Below are 20,951 nucleotides of genomic sequence, written 5' to 3' on the forward strand. Positions count from 1 at the left end.
CGACAGCGCTGCCAGCTGTTAAGCAGCGTCATGCACTAACGCATGATTTCTATTCGTTTCGAGGAGTGGCCGGGTTACGCCAGCGTGCTAATTTATACGCTCAGCGAGAACTACCAGCGCAAGAACCTTGGCCCAAGCAATGCGCCGATCAGCGTGGCAAGCGTCATGCCGAGCAGGTACCAGACGGCCCAGAACGCGACGCTCATCTCGGGGCAGTGCAAGCAATAGGCCATCGTCGCGAGGGTCCCCGCGAGCATGCCGCCCGCGGCCCCGGCGAGCCTCAGCCGGGTTGGCGCGAGTCCGCGGATTGCCCAGAACACGGCAACAAACGCCGGCACCGACAACAGCACGATATTGAACGGACAGGTACGCCATGTGTGACCCATGACAAGCGGCAGGCGTGCGTCGGGTGAGGCGAGACACAAGACCGCGACTGCCGCGCTCCACACAACGAGCACGGGCACCGCAGGCATTGCCCAGAACTTGCCAATGGTCGTACCGGGGCGGGACAGCCTCACCGCCAGGAACAATGCTGTAGCGGCAAGTGACGCCGGGAATGCAAACCTGGCCCAGAAAATCGGCGTGCGCGAGACTACCGCAATGTCCGGCCGTACACCGAAAATCACCGCCATCAGTACGAGCGTGCCGAGCCCGCCCAATGCGATTGCACGCCCGAAGCGGCGCGCGGGCACGCGAGAGTCGACCGGCGTCACGCCAGTCGATAGAAGCGAAATCAGGTCCTCGGTTTTCATGCGGTGCCTCGAATCTTTGCTGCCAGTGCCTTCAATCCACGATGGATGCCCACTTTGACGGCCGACTCCGACATGCCCGTGAGCGCCGCGGTCTCAGTCACGGAGAGCCCTTGCAGCTTGACGTGAACGATCGGCAGCCGGTGACGGTCCGGCAATTGTTCGAGCAGCTTGGCGACGTCGCGTTTGGCATCGGCTGGTTCTTCATCCGAGGTCGCGAAGATCTCGAGCGCGTCGTCCAGCGGATCGTTCAATGCTTCACGCCGCGATCTCGCGCGGAAAAAATCCATCAGCTTATAACGTGCGATCCCATGCACCCAGGCGGTCAACGGCTCGTCGGGGCGATAGGTGTGGCGGCTGTTGTGCACGGCCAGCAGGATCTCCTGCACGACATCTTCGATGTCGTCCTGCAGGTAATAAATGCGCTTTCTCAGGAAGCCGCGCAGATGTCCCGTCAGGTCGTCGAGGAACGTCCGATAGGCGACAGCGTCCCCATTCAGGCCGCGAATGAACAGGGCCCTCAACCGTTCTTCGACACCAGGCACAGAACCACTTTGTATTATTCGCTTCATCGCGGAATCGGGTTACAGCGCGCTTCAAATAAATTGCGACGGGTTTGCCGACGGGTGTCGACGGTCCCGGCGCCGGGGATAAATACGGTTCGTGGCGGCCATCTGCAGCAGGTATTCCGGCAGGCCTTGCAGGGCGAGAGGTTCCTCACCCCAAGGTTCTGACGCCGGAGATTACCGCGATTTTATGTCGGGATCGGTCTTGGCCGCGCTGCGAGGCAATGCTTCGCGTTGGCTGCAAGCTAAAGATCCGGCATGCAAACGCGGCGCAATCGCATGCGCGGTACTAACACTAACTGCACACAACAAAGCGAGCGGATTGTGCCGGATCGGCTTGCTTCTGTCGATCGCAGGCCGAGGCCGAAAACCATTGGCCCCAAGCGAGCGCTTGCTTAGCGTGTGATCTCAGGATAATTCGATGGGAACAACGCGCGCCGCGTCTCTTCGTCCACCTCGCGCTTGAACGTAAGGTCGCGGCCCACCGCCCGCGCTCGAGCGACAGCGGGGCGTTCGCAAATGGCGTCGAAGAAACGGCTCAGATTAGGGAATGCGGCAAGCGGCGCGTCGGTGGCCAACACCCGCGACGCGCGTTCGAGCCATCCCCACGCGGACATATCGACGATTGAATACTCGTCTCCCACGATGTAGTCGCGCCCCGACAAATGCTCGTCAAGCACACGATAGTGCCGTTCTATCTCGCGCCGATAGCGGTTGATCGCATATGGAATCTTCTCGGGCGCGCCGTGCTGGAAGTGCACCGCCTGACCCGAGAAGGGACCGAGTCCGGAGCTGATAAAGAACAACCATGAGAGCAAGTCGGGCCGGTCCGAGGGCTTACCCGTGAAACGCCGCGTCTTGTCGGCGAGATATAGCAGGATCGCGCTGGAATCGAACACCCTTGCTTCGGTGCCGTCGGGACCGTCTGTATCGATGATGGCGGGCACCTTGCCGTTCGGATTGATGCTCCTGAATGCCGGCAGATGCTGCTCGCCCTTGCTGGTATCGACGGGAAATACCTCATAGTCGAGCCCTGCCTCTTCGAGAAAGAGCGCAACCTTCGCGGGATTCGGCGTCGGGTGAAAGTAGAAACGGATCATGTCGTCCTTGGGTGTTGAGGTGGGCCGCTTGCGGAAGGCTGAGTCCCGCCAGGCGCCATGCGTGGAGAGCGTCGAACGTCACGGACAGCGCGTAAAAGGGGAGACCATCCAGACACGCCGATGCGTACCGTTGAAATACATCTGTAAGACTCAAGCAGCGATGCCGTCCTCATTGCCCGACGCACATTGCCCATTTATGATTTAGATCGATCGATTTAGAATATCGTAACGAAAACGGAATGGCAATATCGCCTAGTTCAAGGGCTTGTTAAACGGAGTAAGGGACTGCATGGCACGGCCAAGAGAATTTGACGAAGCCGCCGTGCTCGACGCCGCGGTCCTGTGTTTCTGGAATCGTGGCTACGAAGCTACCTCGGTTCGTGAACTCGCCGATAGCATGGGCATCACGGGCGCGAGCCTCTACAACGCTTTTGGCGACAAACACTCGCTCTATGGCAAGGCGCTCGCTCACTACGTGTCGCAAAGCGTGGACGACCGTGTCCGGCGTTTCGACGGCACGCTGTCGCCGCTTCAGTCGATCAAGGCGTTCTTCGATGAGATCGTCCACCGCTCACTCACTGACAAGGACCGCAAGGGCTGCATGCTGGTGAATTCGGCGCTGGAAATGGCGCCGCACGATCCGGAGTTTCAGCAAGTCGTCGCGGGCGTGCTGGTGAAGCTGGAGGCTTATTTCGGCCGATGCGTGGCCGCGGGGCAGCAAACCGGCGAGATCTCATCCGCGCAACCGGCTGAAGACTTTGCGCGCCTCTTGCTGGCGGTCTTGCTCGGTATTCGGGTACTCGCACGCAGCCGGCCGGAACCCGCGCTGCTGGAAGGACTCCTGCGACCGATGCTCGCGTCGCTCGATGGCCGGACTTCCGCCGGATAACTGAGCGGTCGCGCCGGTTTGGCTGTTCATCACCTTGCTGCCCCTTCCCAAGGGTCATTCGTTCGCCGCGCCAGATTGTCCGCGGCAAAAAAATAGCTCGCTGTAACCCATCCGTCTTTCCTGACGAACTAACTCACATAAGCGCAACGCATGCCCGCCTTCGCGTTCTTAAAAAATTTCATTGGGCGATGTAACCCGCCGGGCAATCGGCGCGAATTAACTAGCAACTAACGACCTGCTTCCGAAGGCCTCTTGCAGACGATAGAGGAGCGGATCAAGAAAGCGAGTTGCACAAGATGCACTTGGCGGCGTTTTTTCCCCGCCCGTGGAAACCAGTCATGGAGGCCCAGATGAACGCAACACATGAAGCGAGGCGCGTAAGCATTCCCTCGCCGACCATTCAGCCGGTCTGGGTACGGATCACTCATTGGCTCAACGCGCTCGCGGCGATCCTGATGATGCTCTCGGGATGGCGAATCTACGATGCATCACCAGTATTCAAGGGTTTCGTGATTCCGCCGGGCATCACGTTGGGCGGATGGCTTGGCGGCGCTCTGCAATGGCATTTCGCGGCCATGTGGCTGCTGTTCTTCAACGGCCTCTTTTATCTCGCGATGAACATTGTCACGGGGCGTATCAAGCGCAAGTTTTTTCCGCTCTCGCCGCGTGCCATTTTGCATGACCTGGGCGAGGCGCTTAAAGGACATTTATCGCATGCCGACCCGAGCAAATACAACGCGGTGCAGAAGTTCGCGTACCTGTTTGTGATGCTCGATATTGCCGTGCTGATCCTGTCCGGCCTCGCAATCTGGAAATCGGTGCAGTTTCCGCTGCTGCGCGAATTGATGGGCGGTTATGACTTTGCGCGTGTCGTGCATTTCTCTGCCATGTCGCTGCTGGCGGCGTTCATTGTCGTGCATCTGGTGATGGTGTCACTGGTGCCGCGTTCGCTGCTTACGATGATTCGCGGGCGCTGACACGGCTGTGCGCACACGCCCGATTAAAAGATAACTTAAGGACTCGAGGAAGCTCGATCATGAAACCCGTCAAACCGAACCACGTGAGCGTTGACCGCGAGTCGCTGATCATCGACGTTCGCCGCGAACTCGACATGCCGTCCCGCCGCCTCTTCGGCAAGCGCATCGTGACGCTCGGCGGCCTGGCAATGTTGGCCGGTTGCAGCATCTCGGACGACAAGTCCGTCGAGACCTTCCTCAGCCGTGTGTCGCGCCTGAACGATACGGTGCAAGGCTGGCTCTTCGATCCAAACCGTCTCGCGCCGACTTACACGGAAGCGCAGATCACGCGGCCGTTTCCGTTCAACGCGTTCTACGGTATAGACGACGCTCCTGTTGTCGATGGCTCCGACTTTCGCCTGAAAGTAAGCGGGCTGGTGCAGAACACGAAAACGTGGAGCTTGCCCGAGCTTTACGCATTGCCGAAAGCCGAGCAGATCACGCGGCATATCTGCGTGGAAGGGTGGAGCGCGATCGGACGCTGGGGCGGCACGCCGTTCTCGGAGTTCCTGAAGCGGGTGGGTGCGGACACATCGGCGAAATACGTGGGTTTCAAGTGCGCGGACGACTACTACGAAAGCATCGACATGCCGACCGCCTTGCACTCGCAGACCCTGCTGGCGTTCACCTTCGATGGCCAGCAACTGCCGACAAAATATGGTTATCCGATGAAACTAAGGATGCCTACGAAATTGGGCTATAAAAATCCGAAGCACATCATGGAGATCTTCGTCACTAACAAATTCCCTGGCGGCTATTGGGTCGATCAGGGCTACAACTGGTTCGGAGGTTCCTGACGTCACGAAGGATCGAGACATATCGCGGCGTCAGGTACTTCGATTCACCCCGGCACGACCGGATACTTTTACTACAGGAAGAGGTTGATATGAAACTGTTCATCACTGCAGCACTTGCAGCAACGTTGGCCCTGAGCGGCTCCATGGCGTTCGCTCAGGCAAGCGATGCGATGGCCCACGATTCAATGGCGAAGGACTCCATGTCCAAGGACGCCATGTCGAAAGACACAATGAAGAAGGACGCGATGAAGAAGGACGACAAGATGAAAAAGAACGACGCAATGGGCCATCCGGCTTCGGGCGCGATGGCGCAGTAATCTGTGCAGTAGTATGCATGAGCATCGAAAGCGGGTCTGCGGGTGTGGTTGGTCCGCTTTCGATTGTGCTTTCACCTTCTGTTGATACTTCCGGTATCCGCAAGTCCTTAAAGCCCGGCGACGGACGACCACCATTCAAACCGCCTGGGGTGCCAGCATGCTTTGGCCCTTAGCGCACCTCTTCTCCCAGCACCAGCCTTCGTCCCAACTCAACCTCTGTATTTTTGGCGGGTTTTAATCGGGGATCTGATGTTCCCGGGACAAACGCGACCGGCTCAAAGGCCGTGCGCGAATGTGGCATTTATCGGCCAAGTGCGGCATGTCCGCCACATTCACCCCCAAACCACTCGTTTTGATAAACAATAACGGCACCGCACGAACTCGTGAGCCTCGAAACCAACGCCGCCGATGCCCGATCACCGTCTGCTGAGAATCTCTCCTGAAACGCACCGCGTCGCGATTGACCTGGTCTACGCAACCGATCGCAACCTGACAGGCAAGCCGATCTACAAGACGGCACATTGCTTGCTGCTGGCTCCCGCCGAAGCCGCCCTGAAGAAAGCCGTCGAGCTGGCGGGCAACATCGGCATGACGCTGAAAATATTCGATGCCTACCGTCCGCCGCAAGCCCAGCAGGTGCTCTGGGACTTCCTTCCCGACCCGACCTATATAGCAGACCTCAAGCGTGGCTCGAACCATAGCCGCGGCACCGCGGTCGACCTGACACTGGTCGACGCGCAAGGCCGGGACCTCGATATGGGCACGGGTTTCGACGAGATGTCGGTCGCTTCCGAACACTTCCATCCGGGCTTGCCGGAGCATGTGCAGCGCAACCGCACGTTGTTGCTTGGCGTGATGCACGGCGCCGGCTTCACCCATATTCCGAGCGAGTGGTGGCATTACGAATTGCCCGGGTCACGCGCACTGGACCTGATCGACAACGCCGACAGCGGCCCCCTGCGCCTGATGTAAGCGCACCGGGTAACCGCACCGACCGCGCAGAACATCTCATCAACATCCCTCACGGAGCGAGTATGAAACGGGTATTGTGCAACGCGTTGGCAGCTATCGCGGCAGCGTCCACTCTGATGCTGGCCGGCACGCGCGTGGCCGAAGCAGCCACGCCGAAGGACATGCTGGTCATGGCCACTTTACTCGACGAGTTCACCACGCTCGACCCGGGCGAGATCTACGAACTGGTGCCGCAGGAATACGTCGCCAACACCTATGACCGCCTGATTCGCGTTGACCTGAAAGACCCGGCCCACTTCAATGGCGACGTTGCGCAATCCTGGGCAGTAAGCCAGGACGGCCTCACGTTCACCTTCAAGATTCGCTCCGGCCTCAAATTCCACTCGGGTAACCCGCTCACCGCCGACGACGTCGCGTGGTCGATCCAGCGCACCGCGTTGCTCGATAAAGGCGCGGCCGCCGTGCTGGCCGGCATCGGCCTGACGAAAGAAAACGCGCTGCAGAACGTGAAGAAAATCGACGACAGCACGGTATCGATCACCACCGACCAGAAGTACGCGCCCACGTTCGTGTTGAACGTACTGGGCTCGTGGCCGGCCTCCGTGCTCGACAGGAAGTTGCTCGAATCGCACGCGAAGGGTAACGATTTCGGCAACGAGTGGCTCAAGACGAACGAGGCGGGGTCTGGCGCCTACAAGCTGGTGAAGTGGACCGCGAACGACAGCATCGTGCTGCAGCGTTCCGATGGTTATCGCGTGCCGCTTGCGATGAAACGGATCGTGCTGCGGCATGTGCCCGAAGCATCGAGCCAGCGGCTGATGATCGAGAACGGCGATATCGATATCGCGCGTGACCTGAGTTCCGACGACCTCGCCACACTGACGAAGAAGGGCACGATTCGCGTGACATCGGTGCCGCAAGCGACGCTGATGTACCTTGGCCTGAACAACAAGAATCCGAACCTGGCAAAGCCAGAAGTCCAGGAAGCCATGAAATGGCTGATCGATTACAACGGCATTCAGCAGAACATCGTGCGGACCACGTACAAGGTGCACGAGACCTTCCTGCCCGAGGGTTTCCTCGGTGCGCTGAACACCAATCCGTATCATCAGGACGTGGCAAAGGCGAAGGCGCTCCTCGCAAAAGCCGGTGTACCGAACGGCTTCACGGTGAAGATGGATGTGCGCAACGACTCGCCATACGGCGAGATCGCGCAGGCGGTGCAGGCGAACCTGGCGCAGGGTGGTATCAAGGTCGAACTGATTTCAAGCGATAACAAGCAGACCCTGGGCAAGTATCGCGCGCGTCAGCATGACATTTATATTGGCGAGTGGTCGGCGGATTACATCGATCCGCATAGCAACGCGCAGGGCTTCGCGTGGAATCCGGACAACTCGGACAAATCGGCCTTCAAGATGCTCGCGTGGCGCAACGCGTGGGACATTCCACAATTGACGAAGGAAACGCAAGCGGCGCTGGAGGAATCGTCCACGGCAAAACGTGCGCAACGCTATGAAGCGATGCAGAAGGAATTTCTCGCGAACTCGCCATTCGTGATCATGTTCCAGAAGGTCTCGCAAGTCGCGGCGCGGCCGGGCGTGACGGGCCTGGAAATCGGGCCGATCTTCGACCTCGTGTCGTACCGTGACGTGAAGAAACAGTAAGCGTGGCTGCACAACTCTCCGCGTTCCAGCGCCTGCAACGGGTGCTCACCCGCCACGCCGGCGTACGCCGGACGTGGCTCTTCGTGCGCTGGCTGCTGATGCTCGCCGTGACCTTCATCGGCTTGCTCGGCGTGACGTTTTTTATCGGAAGAAAGATTCCGATCGATCCATTGCTTGCGATGCTGGGCGAGCGTGCATCGGCGCAAGCTTATGCAACGGCGCGCCTGGCACTCGGGCTCGACAAGCCCTTGATCGTCCAATTCCTGATCTACGTGCGTGACGTGTTGCACGGCGACCTCGGCATGTCGCTGCTGACATCGAACCCGGTGATCGACGACATCAAGCGCGTCTTCCCCGCTACGCTCGAACTTGCCACGCTGTCCACGTTCATGGGCATCGTGATTGGCGTGCCGCTGGGCGTGGCGGCTGCCGTGCGGCATAACCGCTGGATCGATCACGTGGCGCGTTTCATCGGTTTGGCGGGCAGTTCGCTGCCGGTGTTCTGGCTAGCGCTGATGGGCTTGCTGCTGTTCTACGCCAAGTTGCATTGGGTGTCCGGACCGGGGCGTATCGACCCGCTATACGACGGTCTGGTCGATACCCGCACAGGCAGCCTGCTGGTCGATTCCCTTCTGGCGGGCGAGTGGGATGTGTTCAAAAATGCGCTCTCTCATATCGTGTTGCCCGCGGCCATTCTCGCGTTCTATTCCATCGCCTACTTAAGCCGCATGACGCGATCGTTCATGCTTGAGCAGTTGAGCCAGGAATACATCGTGACGGCGCGGGCGATGGGATTGAGCGAGCGTCGCGTGATCTGGCGTCACGCGTTTGGCAACATCGCGGTACCGCTCCTGACGGTGATCGCCCTTGCTTATAGCTATCTGCTGGAAGGCTCCGTGCTGACGGAAATCGTGTTCGCTTGGCCGGGCATAGGCTCTTATCTCACCGGCGCGTTGCTCAACGCCGACATGAACGCGGTGCTGGGCAGCACGCTCGTGATCGGCGCCACGTTCATCACGCTCAACCTGCTGACCGACGCGCTGTATCGCGTGTTCGATCCGCGTGCCCGATGACTGCCAAAGGCTCATGACGTGCTTCCATCCACAGACAATTCAACTCAGACAATGAAGCCAGCGCGCGGGGAGTGGCGTGCGTGGCTTCTCACGGATACGCCCGCGTCGCGCAGGCAGGCTGCGTTGGGCTTGGCGTACCGTCGCTGGCGGCGTTTCGCGAGCAATCCGCTGAGCGTGTTCGGGCTGGTGATCCTGATACTGATGATTGTGATCGCCGCAATCGGGCCGCTATTGCCGCTGCATGATCCCTTGCGGCAAGTGCTCGGCGACCGGCTGTTGCCGCCCGGTTCTCCGTCGCACTGGTTCGGCACCGATCAACTCGGCCGCGACATCCTCGCGCGGCTCGTGATCGGCTCGCGCCTGACCTTGAGCATCGCGATCCTGGTCGTGGTGCTGGTCGTGCCGGTGGGTTTGCTGATCGGTACAACAGCGGGTTTCTGCGGTGGTTTCGTCGATACCGTCCTGATGCGCCTGACCGATATCGCACTCGCGTTCCCGAAGATCGTGCTGGCGCTTGCATTCGCGGCGGCGCTCGGGCCAGGCGTGATCAATGCGGTGATTGCGATCTCGATCACGGCGTGGCCGCCGTATGCCCGCCTCGCGCGCGCCGAAACGCTGCGGCTGGTGCAGGCCGATTTCATCCACGTGGCGCGCTTGCAGGGCGCGTCGTCCATGCGGATCCTGCTGCGTTACATTGTTCCGCTCTGTTCGTCGTCGGTGATTGTGCGGGCGACCCTCGACATGGCCGGCATCATCCTGACGGTCGCGGGACTCGGCTTTCTCGGGCTTGGTGCGCAGCCGCCGAGTCCCGAGTGGGGCTTCATGGTGGCGTCGGGGCGCGGCGTGCTGCTCGATGCATGGTGGGTCGCGACCATTCCCGGCATCGCCATCCTGCTCGTGAGCCTTGCGTTCAACCTGCTCGGCGATGGTCTGCGCGATGTCTTCGATCCCCGTCAAGGAAGCTGACATGCCAGACGATACCCTCTGTGAAATCGATAACCTTCGCATTGCGTTCGAGGGCCACGACGGCACGCTGACCGAAGCGGTGCGCGGCATTTCGCTGACGCTCGCCAGAGGCGAGCGGTTGGGTATCGTCGGCGAGTCGGGGTCGGGGAAATCGCTGACGGGACGCGCGTTGCTCGGGCTGCTGCCTGCATCGGCACATTGGTCGGCCGACGCCATGCGCCTCGATAACCACGATTTGCTCGCCCTGCGCCCGAAGGAGCGGCGACGCCTGTGCGGCACGCAGATGAGCATGATCCTGCAGGACCCGAAGTATTCGCTGAACCCGGTGATGACGGTCGCGCAGCAGATGCGTGAGGCGTTCGGGCGCCAGTCGCCCAAGCTGAATGCGAAAGCCATGCGCGAACGGATTGTCGAGGCGCTTGCGGCCGTGCATATCCGCGATCCAGAGCGAGTCGCCGATGCCTATCCGCACGAGTTGTCGGGCGGCATGGGCCAGCGCGTGATGATTGCCATGATGGTGTCGTCGGGCCCCCGGGTGCTGATCGCCGACGAACCGACCAGCGCGCTCGATGTGCTCGTCTCCATGCAGGTGTTGTCGGTACTCGACGAGATGATTGCGAAGCACAATACCGGGCTGATCTTCATCAGCCACGACCTGCCGCTGGTGATGTCGTTTTGCGACCGCGTGCTGGTGATGTTTGGCGGGCGGGTGGTCGAGACCTGCGCGGCGCGCGATCTTGCCCATGCGCAGCACCCGTACACGCGCGGATTGCTCGCCGCGAGTCCGCCGCTGCGCAATCCGCCGGACGAACTGCCGGTGCTGCAACGCGATCCCGCATGGTTCGCCGAGGTCGCGCCATGATCGAAGCAAACGAGGTCCAGGTACGCTTTAAAACGAAAACCGGTTTCTCCGATGCCGTCCGCTCGGCGACGTTTCATGTGGATGAAGGGGAGGTGTTCGGACTGGTCGGCGAATCGGGTTCCGGCAAATCGACCATGCTGCGCGCGCTGACCGGACTCGTACCCATCGCCAATGGGTCGATGCGGATTGGCCGCCATACGCTTGGCAAACACATCGATCGTACGTTCAGGCGCGAAGTGCAGATGGTGTTCCAGGACCCTTACGGATCGCTGTATCCGCGCTTTACCGTGGACCAGACGCTGCGCGAGCCCCTGACCATCAACGGCATGGATCGCCACGATGCCCGCATTCTCGACGCATTGCGCGAAGTCGGTCTCGGGCCCGCGTTCCGGTTTCGGTATGCGCACCAGTTGTCGGGCGGACAGCGCCAGCGCGTGGCGATAGCGCGGGCGTTGATCGTGGAGCCGCGCGTCCTGTTGCTCGACGAGCCGACGTCCGCGCTCGACGTGTCCGTGCAGGCGGAAATCCTGAACCTGCTGCGGCGCTTGCATCGCGAACGCCATCTCACGATGATCCTCGTCAGTCACAACATGGCGGTGGTCGGATTTCTATGCCAGCGGGTCGCGGTGATGCGCGATGGCGAGATCGTGGAGCAACTTCCCATTGAAGCCGTCCGAGAACAAAACGTGACGCATGAATACACACGAAGCTTGTTGCTTGCCACAGAAGGGTATCGACGCAAGGCAATCGATCCGGCCTAGTCCTGCTGCGAAATATGCGCGGAGCTCGCCGCGAACCGCCCTGCGCAAGCCGCCTGATAGAATACGAATCTGGTAGTAGGCATCCCCGAAGCGCGTTGCGCCGGGATCGCTCACGCGGCTTCCCACGCAGCCGGCGGCTCATTTGAAAGTGAATGACACCGCGAAGCGCAACCCTCAAAACGTGACAATCCGGCTTGATCCTGCTGCTCGATAACGTTCTCCGACAAACGTTCGACACACCGGTCGCCGGCACCTAAAACGCCGATGAAACTGCTAGATGCCCTGGTCGAACAGCGAATTTCGGCTGCTGCCGCGCGCGGCGAGTTCGACAACCTGCCCGGCGCAGGCGAACCCCTCGAATTCGACGACGACGCCCTGGTTCCTGATGAGGTCCGCGTCGCCAACCGCATTATGAAAAATGCCGGTTTCGTGCCGCCCGCTGTCGAATATTTGCGCGCGCTTCGGGATCTGCAACACGAAGCCGGCAGCACCGAAGATCCGGCGACCCGCCGCAAGCTGCAAGCGAAAATGCTGGCGCTCGACATGGCGCTGGAATCCTTGCGCGGCAGCAGCACCGTTGTGCCGCTGGAATACCGGCGGCGCATTGCAGAACGTTTGTCCGAGCGTCTCTCGGAGAACGGCAGGAATGCGGTGTCCGAGGCCACCGGAAAGTGACTCCCGCATCCCCAACCGATCTCGCCTTGACGGCTGCCGCAGAACGCGATCGCCGATTCATGGCGCTCGCGCAAGCCGCCGCGGAGCAAGCGCGAGCGTTGGGCGAAGTGCCGGTCGGCGCGGTCCTGGTTCGTGGCGATGACGTCATCGCGACCGGCTTCAATCATCCTATCGGCGCGCATGATCCGTCGGCGCACGCCGAAATGGCCGCGTTGCGCGCGGGCTCCCTCGTGCTTGAAAACTACCGCTTGCCTGGTTGCGAACTCTACGTCACGCTCGAGCCCTGCATCATGTGCGCCGGCGCGATCATGCACGCGAGAATCGCCCGCGTGGTGTTCGGCGCGCACGATCCGAAGACGGGCGCATGCGGGAGCGTTGTGGATGCTTTCGCCATCGGCAATCTGAACCACCACACGAGCGTCACCGGCGGGGTGCTTGGCGATGAATGCGCCAATGCGTTGCGCAGTTTTTTTGCCGAACGCCGGCGCGCCGTGCGTGAAGCGCGCGATGCCCGTAGTGCCCGCGATGCCGTACCACCCGATTCCACCGATCCACTTTCCCTTCGCTCATGACCCACCCGACCCGTACCATCGATCTCGTCGCGCCTTCGGGGTACCCCGACTCTGAAGTGGTTGGACGCGCGATGGAGCGCCTGCGCGCGCAGGGGCATCGGCTGGAGAACGTGTCGGCGGCGCACCGTCGTTTTCAACGCTTTGGAGGCACCGACGGCGAGCGTGCGGCGGACCTGAACCGGCTTGCGGATTCGTCGCGTCCTCTGCCCGACATCGTATTGGCGGTGCGCGGCGGTTACGGCGCTTCACGCATTCTTCATGGCCTGGATTACGAGGGCTTGCAGCGCCGCTTGCACGACCAGCCGATCGCGATTGTCGGCCATAGCGACTTCACCGCGATCCAGTTGGCGCTGTACTCTCTGGCCGGCGTGAAGACATTTGGCGGCCCCATGCTCGCTGCCGATTTCGGCGCGGAAGAACCGAGCGCGTTCATGATGGAGCATTTCTGGAACGCGATCACGCACTCGTCGTTCAAGGTGACCAGCCACGTGCCGCAGGCCCAGTCCGTCGATGTTACCGGCATGCTGTGGGGCGGCAATCTGGCGATTATCGCGTCGCTTATCGGCACGCGATACATGCCGCCGGTGGAGGGCGGGATCCTGTTCATCGAAGATGTGAACGAGCATCCTTATCGCGTTGAACGCATGATTTACCAACTGCATCAGTCAGGGATTCTCGCGCGGCAACAGGCGCTGGTGCTGGGCGAATTCACGGGCGGGAAGCTGTCGGAGTACGACAACGGCTATACGTTCGAGACGATGCTCGAACAGGTCAGGTCGGTGATCCGGATTCCCGTTGTGACAGGATTGCAATTCGGGCATGTGCCCGAATTGCTGACGTTGCCGTTCGGCGCGACCGCGCACCTTGTGGCTCGGTCGCACGGCTTTGAAATGAAGCTTTCCGATTATCCGTACTTGGCGTAGCGGGTTTCATGCAAGTCGGACGAGCGCCCGTAAGGGCGTTTTTTTTCGTTCAACGCACCGGTGTTGAGCGTGCACGCACGAACAACGTGCATTAGATTGTCAACAATATAGCCATCGTATTTGGTCTTATTTACTTAGATAACTCGCGTAACGCCTTACTGGACGGTCATCTGAGTAATTGACCAGAAAAATAACGCGTCCGTAGCGAAAAAAAGTTTCTAAAATTGTTGACAGTCTTTATGTCCGTCATAAGATGTATCACATAGAGCGAAGACGATCATGTCCGAAACGAAATTGAAAGATTTGTCGAAGGTAAGCGTCATCGGCACTGCGGCTTCGGTCGCCGCCGCGACGGCGGAATCGATTGCGGCAAATATTCGTGATGCCATTCTCGAACACCGTCTCGCTCCTGGCGCGAAGCTGACAGAAGCACAGTTGTGCGAAGTATTCGATGTCAAGCGCGGCACTGTGCGCCTGGCGCTGGCGCAGCTTGGCAGTGAGCGCCTCGTGGACCTTGAACCGAATCGTGGCGCGTTCGTCGCAAGCCCTTCGGTGCAGGAAGTGCACGAAGTGTTCGAGATGCGGCGAATCATCGAAATGGCGGTCGTCGAGCGTATCTGTACCGGGCATGGCACGCGCCGGCTCAAGTCGATCAGCGCGACGATCGGACGTGAACGCAAGGCCTATGAGAGCCGCGATTTCTCGTCCTGGATACGGCTGTCCGGCGAGTTCCATAAGGAGCTTGCGCAGCTTACCGGCAATACGGTGTTGTGCGAATGTTTGTCGGGTCTTGTGGCGCGTTCCACGCTGATATCGGCGTTGTATGAATCGCTCGGGCAAAGCTCGTGCAGCTTTGAAGATCACGAGCAGATCCTGGCCGCACTGGATGCCGGCGACGCACCGAAGGCCGCCGAACTGATGGCGCGGCACTTGCAGGAAGTCGAACTGAAGATGCTGGACCGGCCCGCGCGCGGTGCTGTTGATTTGCGTGAAGTTTTCTCGAAGCCGAAGGCAAGTGAGCGCGATAAAAGCGCGTGATTTTTAGCTCGATGACCGGCTCGATTTTTAGCCCGATTATCAGTCTGACTGGCAGCAACACCGCGACCGCTCTCCGGGCGCGAAGTAATACCCGCACTATCAATATCTGAAAGCCAAACGAATTTAAAAAGCCCGCGTTCAACGAATGCGTGGACTTTCACCATGCCTTTTCCGTGGACGCATGCGCGTTATTGCGCGTGCCGAGTGGATGAATTGCGTCTGGTCGCGTGATCTCCCGCGACTGCAGGACGCCGTAGCCCATACCGACAAGAAAGCACTGCGCGTTGACCACGCGATGGTGCGTATTGCTATACGCAAGCTATACGAAGTCGACCATTCGCGGCTTGATTGCCGAGCTCATTCAAGGAGAAGTCATGGTTCAGTTCAGTGCAACCCCAGGTAGTACTGCAATACCTTCCTACGACGATGATTCTGGTAGTAATCCTGAGAATCCGGCCGGATACAGCGACCGGCTCTATAACGATGATCTTGCGCCGCTCAAACATCAGACGTGGAGTGCCTACAACATCTTTGCGTTCTGGATGTCCGACGTGCATAGCGTAGGTGGTTACGTGTTCGCGGGGAGCTTGTTTGCGTTGGGGCTGACGAGCTGGCAGGTGCTGGTTTCATTGCTTGTCGGAATCGGTTTTGTGAACCTGCTGTGCAACCTCATCGCCAAGCCGAGCCAGCAGGCGGGCGTTCCGTATCCGGTGGCGTGCCGCGTGACCTTCGGCGTGCTGGGGGCGAATCTTCCCGCTGTGATTCGCGGCTTGATCGCGGTGGCATGGTATGGAATCCAAACATTTTTGGCGTCGAGCGCACTGGTGATCGTGGTGCTGAAATTCATGCCCCAATGGCTGCCTTATGCCAATGTCCACAAATACGGTTTCGCCGGACTCTCGGCTGTGGGCTGGGCCGGGTTCATGCTGCTGTGGGTGTTACAGGCCGTGGTGTTCTGGCGCGGGATGGAGATGATCAAGAAGTTCATCGACTTGGCGGGCCCGGCGGTCTACGTGGTGATGTTCATTTTGGCGGGTTACATGGTGTGGCGCGCGGGCTGGCGCAACATTGGCTTGAACCTGGGCGGCGTGAAGTATCACGGCATGGAAGTGGTGCCGGTCATGATCACGGCCATCTCCCTGGTGGTCTCGTACTTCTCCGGACCCATGTTGAATTTCGGCGACTTCTCGCGTTACTGCAAGAGTTACAAGAGCGTGAAGCGCGGTAACTTCTGGGGCTTGCCGGTCAACTTCCTGGCGTTCTCGCTGGTGACGGTCATCACGACCGCCGCGACCTTGCCGGTCTTCGGCCAATTGATCACGGACCCTGTGGAAACAGTGGGGCGTATCGATCAACCGACGGCGGTGATCCTGGGTGCGTTGACTTTCACGATCGCAACCATTGGCATCAACATCGTGGCGAATTTCGTCTCGCCGGCGTTTGACTTCTCCAATGTCGCGCCGCGTCTGATCAGTTGGCGGATGGGCGGCATGATGGCCGCGGTGGCGTCGATCTTCATCACCCCGTGGAACCTCTTCAACAACCCTGCCGTGATCCACTATACGCTCGATGTGCTCGGCAGCTTCATCGGTCCGTTGTATGGCGTGCTGATCGTGGATTTTTACCTGATGAAGCGTGGCAACATCAAGGTTGAGGAGTTGTACACGACTTCGGTGACAGGCCGTTACTGGTATAGCAATGGTGTGAACTGGCGCGCGGTGGCGGCACTCTTGCCCGCAGCGGCCATTGCGGTGGCCTGCGTGATGGTGCCATCCCTGGAAGGCGCCGGCAACTTCTCGTGGTTCATAGGTGCCGGATTGGGCGCGTTGTTCTACAGGATCATTGCGGACAAGAACTCGGTATCGAATTTCGCTTAGGAAAGAAATCAAGGAAATCAAGGCGGCGGACAGGCCATCGCAAAGGTTTCCCGGGACGGGATGCGATGGCGCGCTGCGCAACAAATGCAAGCAAGGGTTTGTGTAGATACTATGTAATCCGGATCAAATGATGCTTGCAGGAACTAGAGGAAGAACCAAATGCGTATCAAGCTGATCAATCCGAACACAACGGAACGCATGACGCTGGCAATGGACCGTTGTGCTCGCGAAGTAGCGTCAAAAGGAACGGAGATAATCTCCGTAAGCGCTTCAATGGGGCCGCCCTCTATCGAGGGTTACTACGACGAAGCACTTGCATCGCTAGCCTTGTTGCAGGAGATTGAAAAGGGTGAGAAAGAGGGCATGGACGGGTATGTCATTGCCTGCTTCGGCGACCCTGCGTTGTATGCCGCCAGGGAATTATCCAGGGGTCCGGTCATCGGCATTGCGGAAGCGGCAATGCATGCGGCAAGCGTCATAGCGCCGAGTTTCAGCGTAGTGACAACCTTGAAGCGCACTTGCACGATGTCCTGGCACCTGGCGGAGCGCTACGGCATGAAGCGATTCTGCAAGAACGTCCGTGCAACCGACGTAGCGGTGCTGGACCTGGATATTCCCGGGTCCAGCGCGCGCTCGATCATCATAGAAGAGTGTCGCAAGGCTTTGGCGGAAGACGATGCCGAGTCGATCGTCCTGGGTTGTGCAGGCATGGCCGAGTTTTGCCACGAGATTGAAGACGCCATCGGCGCGCCGGTCATCGAAGGCGTGACGACCGCGGTGAAATGGGCGGAAGCGTTGATTGCGCTAAAGCTGCGAACGTCGAAGCGAGGTGATTATGCGCGCCCGCTAGCTAAGCAATATGACGGCGCGCTAGCGCCTTATAGTCCAGGCAAACCCCAATAAAACGCCTGGACCATACACCTCGCCTGACCCGCAATATCTGCGTATGAATATGGGCGTGACGATGTGTTTTCGCTAAACTGGCCTATCGTCGCGCGGGTCTTTAACCGTGTGCGGCTCCATCGACTTCCACGCACTCATCCAGCCATGTCGAATGAACTGAAGTACCCACGCGACCTGATCGGCTACGGGCGGTACCCCGTGCAGCCGAATTGGCCCGGCAACGCACGCATTGCGGTGCAATTCGTGCTGAATTACGAGGAAGGCGGGGAAAACTGCGTACTTCATGGCGATCCGGCATCGGAACAATTCTTGTCCGAGATCGTGGGCGCGGCGGCGTATCCGTCTCGGCACATGAGCATGGAATCCATCTACGAATACGGCTCGCGTGCCGGTGTCTGGCGCATCCTTCGCGAGTTCGAAAAGCGCGATTTGCCGCTTACCGTGTTCGGCGTGGGCATGGCGATCGAGCGTCATCCGGACCTCGGGCGCGCGTTCGTCGAATTGGGGCATGAGATCGCGTGTCATGGGTATCGGTGGATCCACTATCAGGACATGTCGCCGGAGAAGGAAGCGGAGCACATGCGTCTTGGCATGGAGGCGATTGAGCGCGTGACGGGCGTGCGGCCGCTCGGTTGGTACACGGGACGCGACAGTCCGAACACGCACCGGCTGGTCGCGGAACATGGCGGGTTCCTGTACGACTCGGATTATTACGGCGACGACCTGCCGTTCTGGATGGACGTGGAGGTCAGTGGGGGCGCGAAGACGCCGCAACTGATCGTGCCTTATACGCTCGACACCAACGACATGCGTTTTGCCACGCCGCAAGGGTTCAACACGGCGGAGCAGTTCTTCACCTACTTGCGCGATGCGTTCGACGTGCTTTACGAAGAAGGCAGTGAAGCGCCGAAAATGTTGTCCATCGGCATGCATTGCCGGTTGCTGGGCCGCCCGGGACGCTTCCGTGCGCTGCAGCGTTTTCTCGATCACATCGAGCAGTTCGATCGTGTGTGGGTGACGCGGCGGGTCGATATTGCGCGGCACTGGCGCGAGCATCATCCTTATGAAGGGACGGCGGGAGTGACCTCCGGAGTGAGCGCGTCATGAGTATCGTGCGGATCACTTTGGACCAACTCAATGCGCTGCCTGCCGGCGCGTTCATCAACACGCTTTCGGGTATCTTCGAACACTCTCCGTGGGTGCCCGAAGCTGCGCTTGCGAAGCGGCCGTTCACGAGCATCGACCAGGTTCACGACGTCATGGCGACGATCGTCGACCAGGCGGGTGACGCACGGCAACTGGCCTTGATCAACGCCCACCCGGAGCTTGCCGGCAAGGCTGCGGTGCGGGGGGAACTTACGGACGAATCCACGCGCGAGCAGAGCGGCGCCGGCCTCAATCTCTGCACTCAGGAAGAGTTCGACAGATTGCAGGCGCTCAACGCTGCGTACCGTGAGAAGTTTGGATTTCCGTTTATTCTGGCTGTGCGCGGGTTTGATCGCCACGGCATTATCGCGAACTTCGAGGCGCGCCTGCATCACGGCCGCGACATCGAGTTACGCGAGAGTCTTCAGCAAATTTACCGGATAGCGCGCTTCAGGCTCGACGATTTGCTTGGCGTTTGAGCGCTTGAACGCAGTGCGTCCCCTTCAAAATCTTATAAGGAAACATCATGGCCGCCCCCATACTCGATGCCAACGCGCCTGAATTCACGCGCCGTTATGTGAACCTCGCGGACCCGCGCTTGGGCGCGCAGGCGCTTGAGGCCAGCGACGAATTTTTCGCACCGAAAGAGCGGATGCTCAATCCGGAGCCGGCGGTGTTTATCGTGGGCAAATACGACGATAACGGCAAGTGGATGGACGGCTGGGAAACGCGTCGCAAGCGGGTGAGCGGGTTTGACTGGTGCGTGGTGAAGCTGGCGCGGCCGGGTGTGATCAAGGGTTTTGATATCGATACCAGCCACTTCACGGGTAACTTTCCGCCGGCTGCGTCTATCGAAGGTGCGCACGTGGCGAATGGTGCACCAACGCAAGCGACGCAATGGACGGAAGTCGTGCCGTCCATGACGTTGCAGGGGAACACGCATCACTACGTGGACATTGCCAGCGAGCAGGCGTTCACGCATCTGCGTGTGAACATTTACCCGGACGGTGGTATTGCGCGCTTGCGTGTGTATGGACAGCCGCAGCTTGACTGGAGCAGCGCCAGCCGCACCGAGCTATTCGATCTCGCCGCCATGGAAAACGGCGCGTATGTCGTTGGCGCGAACAACCAGCATTTCGGGCCGGCTTCGACCTTGCTGATGCCGGGACGCGGCGCAAATATGGGCGATGGCTGGGAAACGCGGCGTCGTCGTGAGCCGGGGAACGATTGGTGCATTGTGGCGCTGGCTCAGCCGGGCGTGATCAAGAAGATCGAAGTGGATACGGCGCATTTCAAGGGCAATTATCCTGACCGGTGTTCGTTGCAGGCCGCATATGTGAAGGGTGGAACGGACAGCTCGCTTGTCACGCAGGCGATGTTCTGGCCGGTGTTGCTGGGCGAGCAGAAGTTGCAGATGGACAAGCAGCATGTGTTCGAGTCGGAACTGGCCGCGTTGGGTCCTGTCACGCATGTGCGGTTCAACATTTATCCGGACGGCGGAGTATCGCGGTTGCGGTTGTTCAGCACGCTTGTTTGATGCGAGCGTGCATGACATGGGTTTTACGATGAAAAAACTGCTGATTGAACCGCTGACCCGGGCGGCGTTCGAGCCGTTCGGCGATGTCATCGAGCTCGAGGGTGCGAAGCAGATTCCGATTAATCTCGGGACGACGATTCGTTTCCACGATCTTGCACGGATTGATGTGGAAGACGAGGGCGGCCGGCCGCTTGTGAATCTGTTTCGCGGGCAACCGCGGGTATTGCCGTTTGAGGTTTCGATGCTCGAACGGCATCCGTTAGGGAGTCAGGCTTTCTTGCCGCTTAACGATCGGCCGTATCTCGTTGTTGTTGCGCCGGCTGGGGAGTTAGATGAATCCGCTATTCGTGGGTTCGTTACGAGCGGATGGCAAGGGGTGAATTATGCCAAGGGCGTCTGGCATCATCCGTTGATCGCACTCGGCGAAGTCAGCGACTTCATTGTGGTGGATCGCGGCGGGGAGGGTAATAACCTCAACGAACTTCAGCTTAGTGAATCAGTTTGGTTAGTCGACTGAGTTTTCGCTTGGAGATGGCGCGGGCTTCGCG

The 20,951-nt window shown here is 59.7% G+C and carries 23 protein-coding genes; 20 read left to right on the top strand and 3 right to left on the bottom strand.

Annotation, left to right across the window (positions count from 1 at the left end):
- Nucleotides 1-110 precede the first annotated feature (110 nt).
- The 3 genes from ACSOSP_RS01825 to ACSOSP_RS01835 all read right to left on the bottom strand — a co-directional run bounded on the left by ACSOSP_RS01825 (nt 111) and on the right by ACSOSP_RS01835 (nt 2,415).
- Entirely contained in the window at nt 111-752 is a 642-nt protein-coding gene (locus ACSOSP_RS01825; protein ID WP_455309238.1) for a DUF1109 domain-containing protein, read from the bottom strand.
- Nucleotides 749-1,321 (bottom strand): sigma-70 family RNA polymerase sigma factor, encoded by a 573-nt coding sequence (locus ACSOSP_RS01830; protein ID WP_455309239.1) that lies wholly within the window; start codon nt 1,319-1,321, stop codon nt 749-751. The genes ACSOSP_RS01825 and ACSOSP_RS01830 overlap by 4 nt, the downstream gene beginning before the upstream one ends.
- Before the next feature lie 389 nt (nt 1,322-1,710).
- A complete protein-coding gene (locus tag ACSOSP_RS01835; RefSeq protein WP_455309240.1) occupies nt 1,711-2,415 on the bottom strand; it encodes a glutathione S-transferase family protein in 705 nt (234 codons plus the stop codon).
- A gap of 289 nt (nt 2,416-2,704) precedes the next feature.
- On the opposite strand from ACSOSP_RS01835, the gene ACSOSP_RS01840 reads away from it, so the two are divergent.
- The 20 genes from ACSOSP_RS01840 to ACSOSP_RS01935 all read left to right on the top strand — a co-directional run bounded on the left by ACSOSP_RS01840 (nt 2,705) and on the right by ACSOSP_RS01935 (nt 20,920).
- Nucleotides 2,705-3,304 (top strand): TetR/AcrR family transcriptional regulator, encoded by a 600-nt coding sequence (locus ACSOSP_RS01840; RefSeq protein WP_455309241.1) that lies wholly within the window; start codon nt 2,705-2,707, stop codon nt 3,302-3,304.
- A 350-nt stretch (nt 3,305-3,654) separates the two neighbouring features.
- Nucleotides 3,655-4,281 carry a cytochrome b/b6 domain-containing protein gene (locus ACSOSP_RS01845; RefSeq protein WP_455309243.1) on the top strand — a complete coding sequence of 209 codons (627 nt, stop codon included), beginning with the start codon at nt 3,655-3,657 and terminating at the stop codon, nt 4,279-4,281.
- Nucleotides 4,282-4,340: 59 nt separating this feature from the next.
- A complete protein-coding gene (locus tag ACSOSP_RS01850; RefSeq protein WP_455309244.1) occupies nt 4,341-5,117 on the top strand; it encodes a molybdopterin-dependent oxidoreductase in 777 nt (258 codons plus the stop codon).
- Nucleotides 5,118-5,206: 89 nt separating this feature from the next.
- Complete coding sequence (locus ACSOSP_RS01855) at nt 5,207-5,434, top strand: pentapeptide MXKDX repeat protein (RefSeq protein WP_455309246.1); 228 nt, start codon at nt 5,207-5,209, stop codon at nt 5,432-5,434.
- 408 nt (nt 5,435-5,842) lie between these two features.
- Entirely contained in the window at nt 5,843-6,406 is a 564-nt protein-coding gene (gene ddpX / locus ACSOSP_RS01860; RefSeq protein ID WP_455309248.1) for a D-alanyl-D-alanine dipeptidase, read from the top strand.
- Nucleotides 6,407-6,468: 62 nt separating this feature from the next.
- Nucleotides 6,469-8,070, top strand: coding sequence for an ABC transporter substrate-binding protein (locus ACSOSP_RS01865; protein ID WP_455309250.1), 1,602 nt, complete (start codon nt 6,469-6,471; stop codon nt 8,068-8,070).
- A 32-nt stretch (nt 8,071-8,102) separates the two neighbouring features.
- Entirely contained in the window at nt 8,103-9,143 is a 1,041-nt protein-coding gene (locus ACSOSP_RS01870) for an ABC transporter permease (protein WP_455310808.1), read from the top strand.
- A gap of 51 nt (nt 9,144-9,194) precedes the next feature.
- Nucleotides 9,195-10,109, top strand: a complete 915-nt coding sequence (locus ACSOSP_RS01875) for an ABC transporter permease (protein WP_455309251.1) — start codon at nt 9,195-9,197, stop codon at nt 10,107-10,109.
- Between the two features lies 1 nt (nt 10,110).
- A complete protein-coding gene (locus tag ACSOSP_RS01880) occupies nt 10,111-10,971 on the top strand; it encodes an ABC transporter ATP-binding protein (protein WP_455309252.1) in 861 nt (286 codons plus the stop codon).
- The gene (locus ACSOSP_RS01885) at nt 10,968-11,732 is read left to right on the top strand and encodes an ABC transporter ATP-binding protein (protein WP_455309254.1); all 765 of its coding nucleotides are present in this window, start codon (nt 10,968-10,970) and stop codon (nt 11,730-11,732) included. Before ACSOSP_RS01880 ends, ACSOSP_RS01885 begins: the two co-directional genes overlap by 4 nt.
- 264 nt (nt 11,733-11,996) lie before the next feature.
- Nucleotides 11,997-12,407 carry a DnaJ family domain-containing protein gene (locus tag ACSOSP_RS01890; protein ID WP_455309255.1) on the top strand — a complete coding sequence of 137 codons (411 nt, stop codon included), beginning with the start codon at nt 11,997-11,999 and terminating at the stop codon, nt 12,405-12,407.
- A complete protein-coding gene (tadA, locus tag ACSOSP_RS01895) occupies nt 12,404-12,979 on the top strand; it encodes a tRNA adenosine(34) deaminase TadA (protein WP_455309256.1) in 576 nt (191 codons plus the stop codon). The genes ACSOSP_RS01890 and tadA overlap by 4 nt, the downstream gene beginning before the upstream one ends.
- Entirely contained in the window at nt 12,976-13,902 is a 927-nt protein-coding gene (gene ldcA, locus ACSOSP_RS01900; RefSeq protein ID WP_455309257.1) for a muramoyltetrapeptide carboxypeptidase, read from the top strand. Before tadA ends, ldcA begins: the two co-directional genes overlap by 4 nt.
- Before the next feature lie 279 nt (nt 13,903-14,181).
- Nucleotides 14,182-14,940 carry a GntR family transcriptional regulator gene (locus tag ACSOSP_RS01905; protein WP_455309258.1) on the top strand — a complete coding sequence of 253 codons (759 nt, stop codon included), beginning with the start codon at nt 14,182-14,184 and terminating at the stop codon, nt 14,938-14,940.
- Between the two features lie 374 nt (nt 14,941-15,314).
- Nucleotides 15,315-16,817 (top strand): NCS1 family nucleobase:cation symporter-1, encoded by a 1,503-nt coding sequence (locus tag ACSOSP_RS01910; RefSeq protein WP_455309260.1) that lies wholly within the window; start codon nt 15,315-15,317, stop codon nt 16,815-16,817.
- Nucleotides 16,818-16,976: 159 nt separating this feature from the next.
- Complete coding sequence (locus tag ACSOSP_RS01915) at nt 16,977-17,720, top strand: aspartate/glutamate racemase family protein (RefSeq protein ID WP_455309261.1); 744 nt, start codon at nt 16,977-16,979, stop codon at nt 17,718-17,720.
- A gap of 144 nt (nt 17,721-17,864) precedes the next feature.
- Nucleotides 17,865-18,827, top strand: coding sequence for an allantoinase PuuE (gene puuE / locus ACSOSP_RS01920; RefSeq protein ID WP_455309262.1), 963 nt, complete (start codon nt 17,865-17,867; stop codon nt 18,825-18,827).
- Nucleotides 18,824-19,345: a 2-oxo-4-hydroxy-4-carboxy-5-ureidoimidazoline decarboxylase gene (uraD, locus tag ACSOSP_RS01925; protein WP_455309263.1), complete on the top strand. Its 522-nt coding sequence runs from the start codon at nt 18,824-18,826 to the stop codon at nt 19,343-19,345. The genes puuE and uraD overlap by 4 nt, the downstream gene beginning before the upstream one ends.
- 47 nt (nt 19,346-19,392) lie before the next feature.
- Complete coding sequence (alc, locus tag ACSOSP_RS01930; protein ID WP_455309264.1) at nt 19,393-20,403, top strand: allantoicase; 1,011 nt, start codon at nt 19,393-19,395, stop codon at nt 20,401-20,403.
- 28 nt (nt 20,404-20,431) lie between these two features.
- The gene (locus tag ACSOSP_RS01935) at nt 20,432-20,920 is read left to right on the top strand and encodes an ureidoglycolate lyase (RefSeq protein ID WP_455309265.1); all 489 of its coding nucleotides are present in this window, start codon (nt 20,432-20,434) and stop codon (nt 20,918-20,920) included.
- The last annotated feature ends 31 nt before the right edge of the window (nt 20,921-20,951 follow it).

This window comes from Caballeronia sp. KNU42, assembly GCF_053760385.1.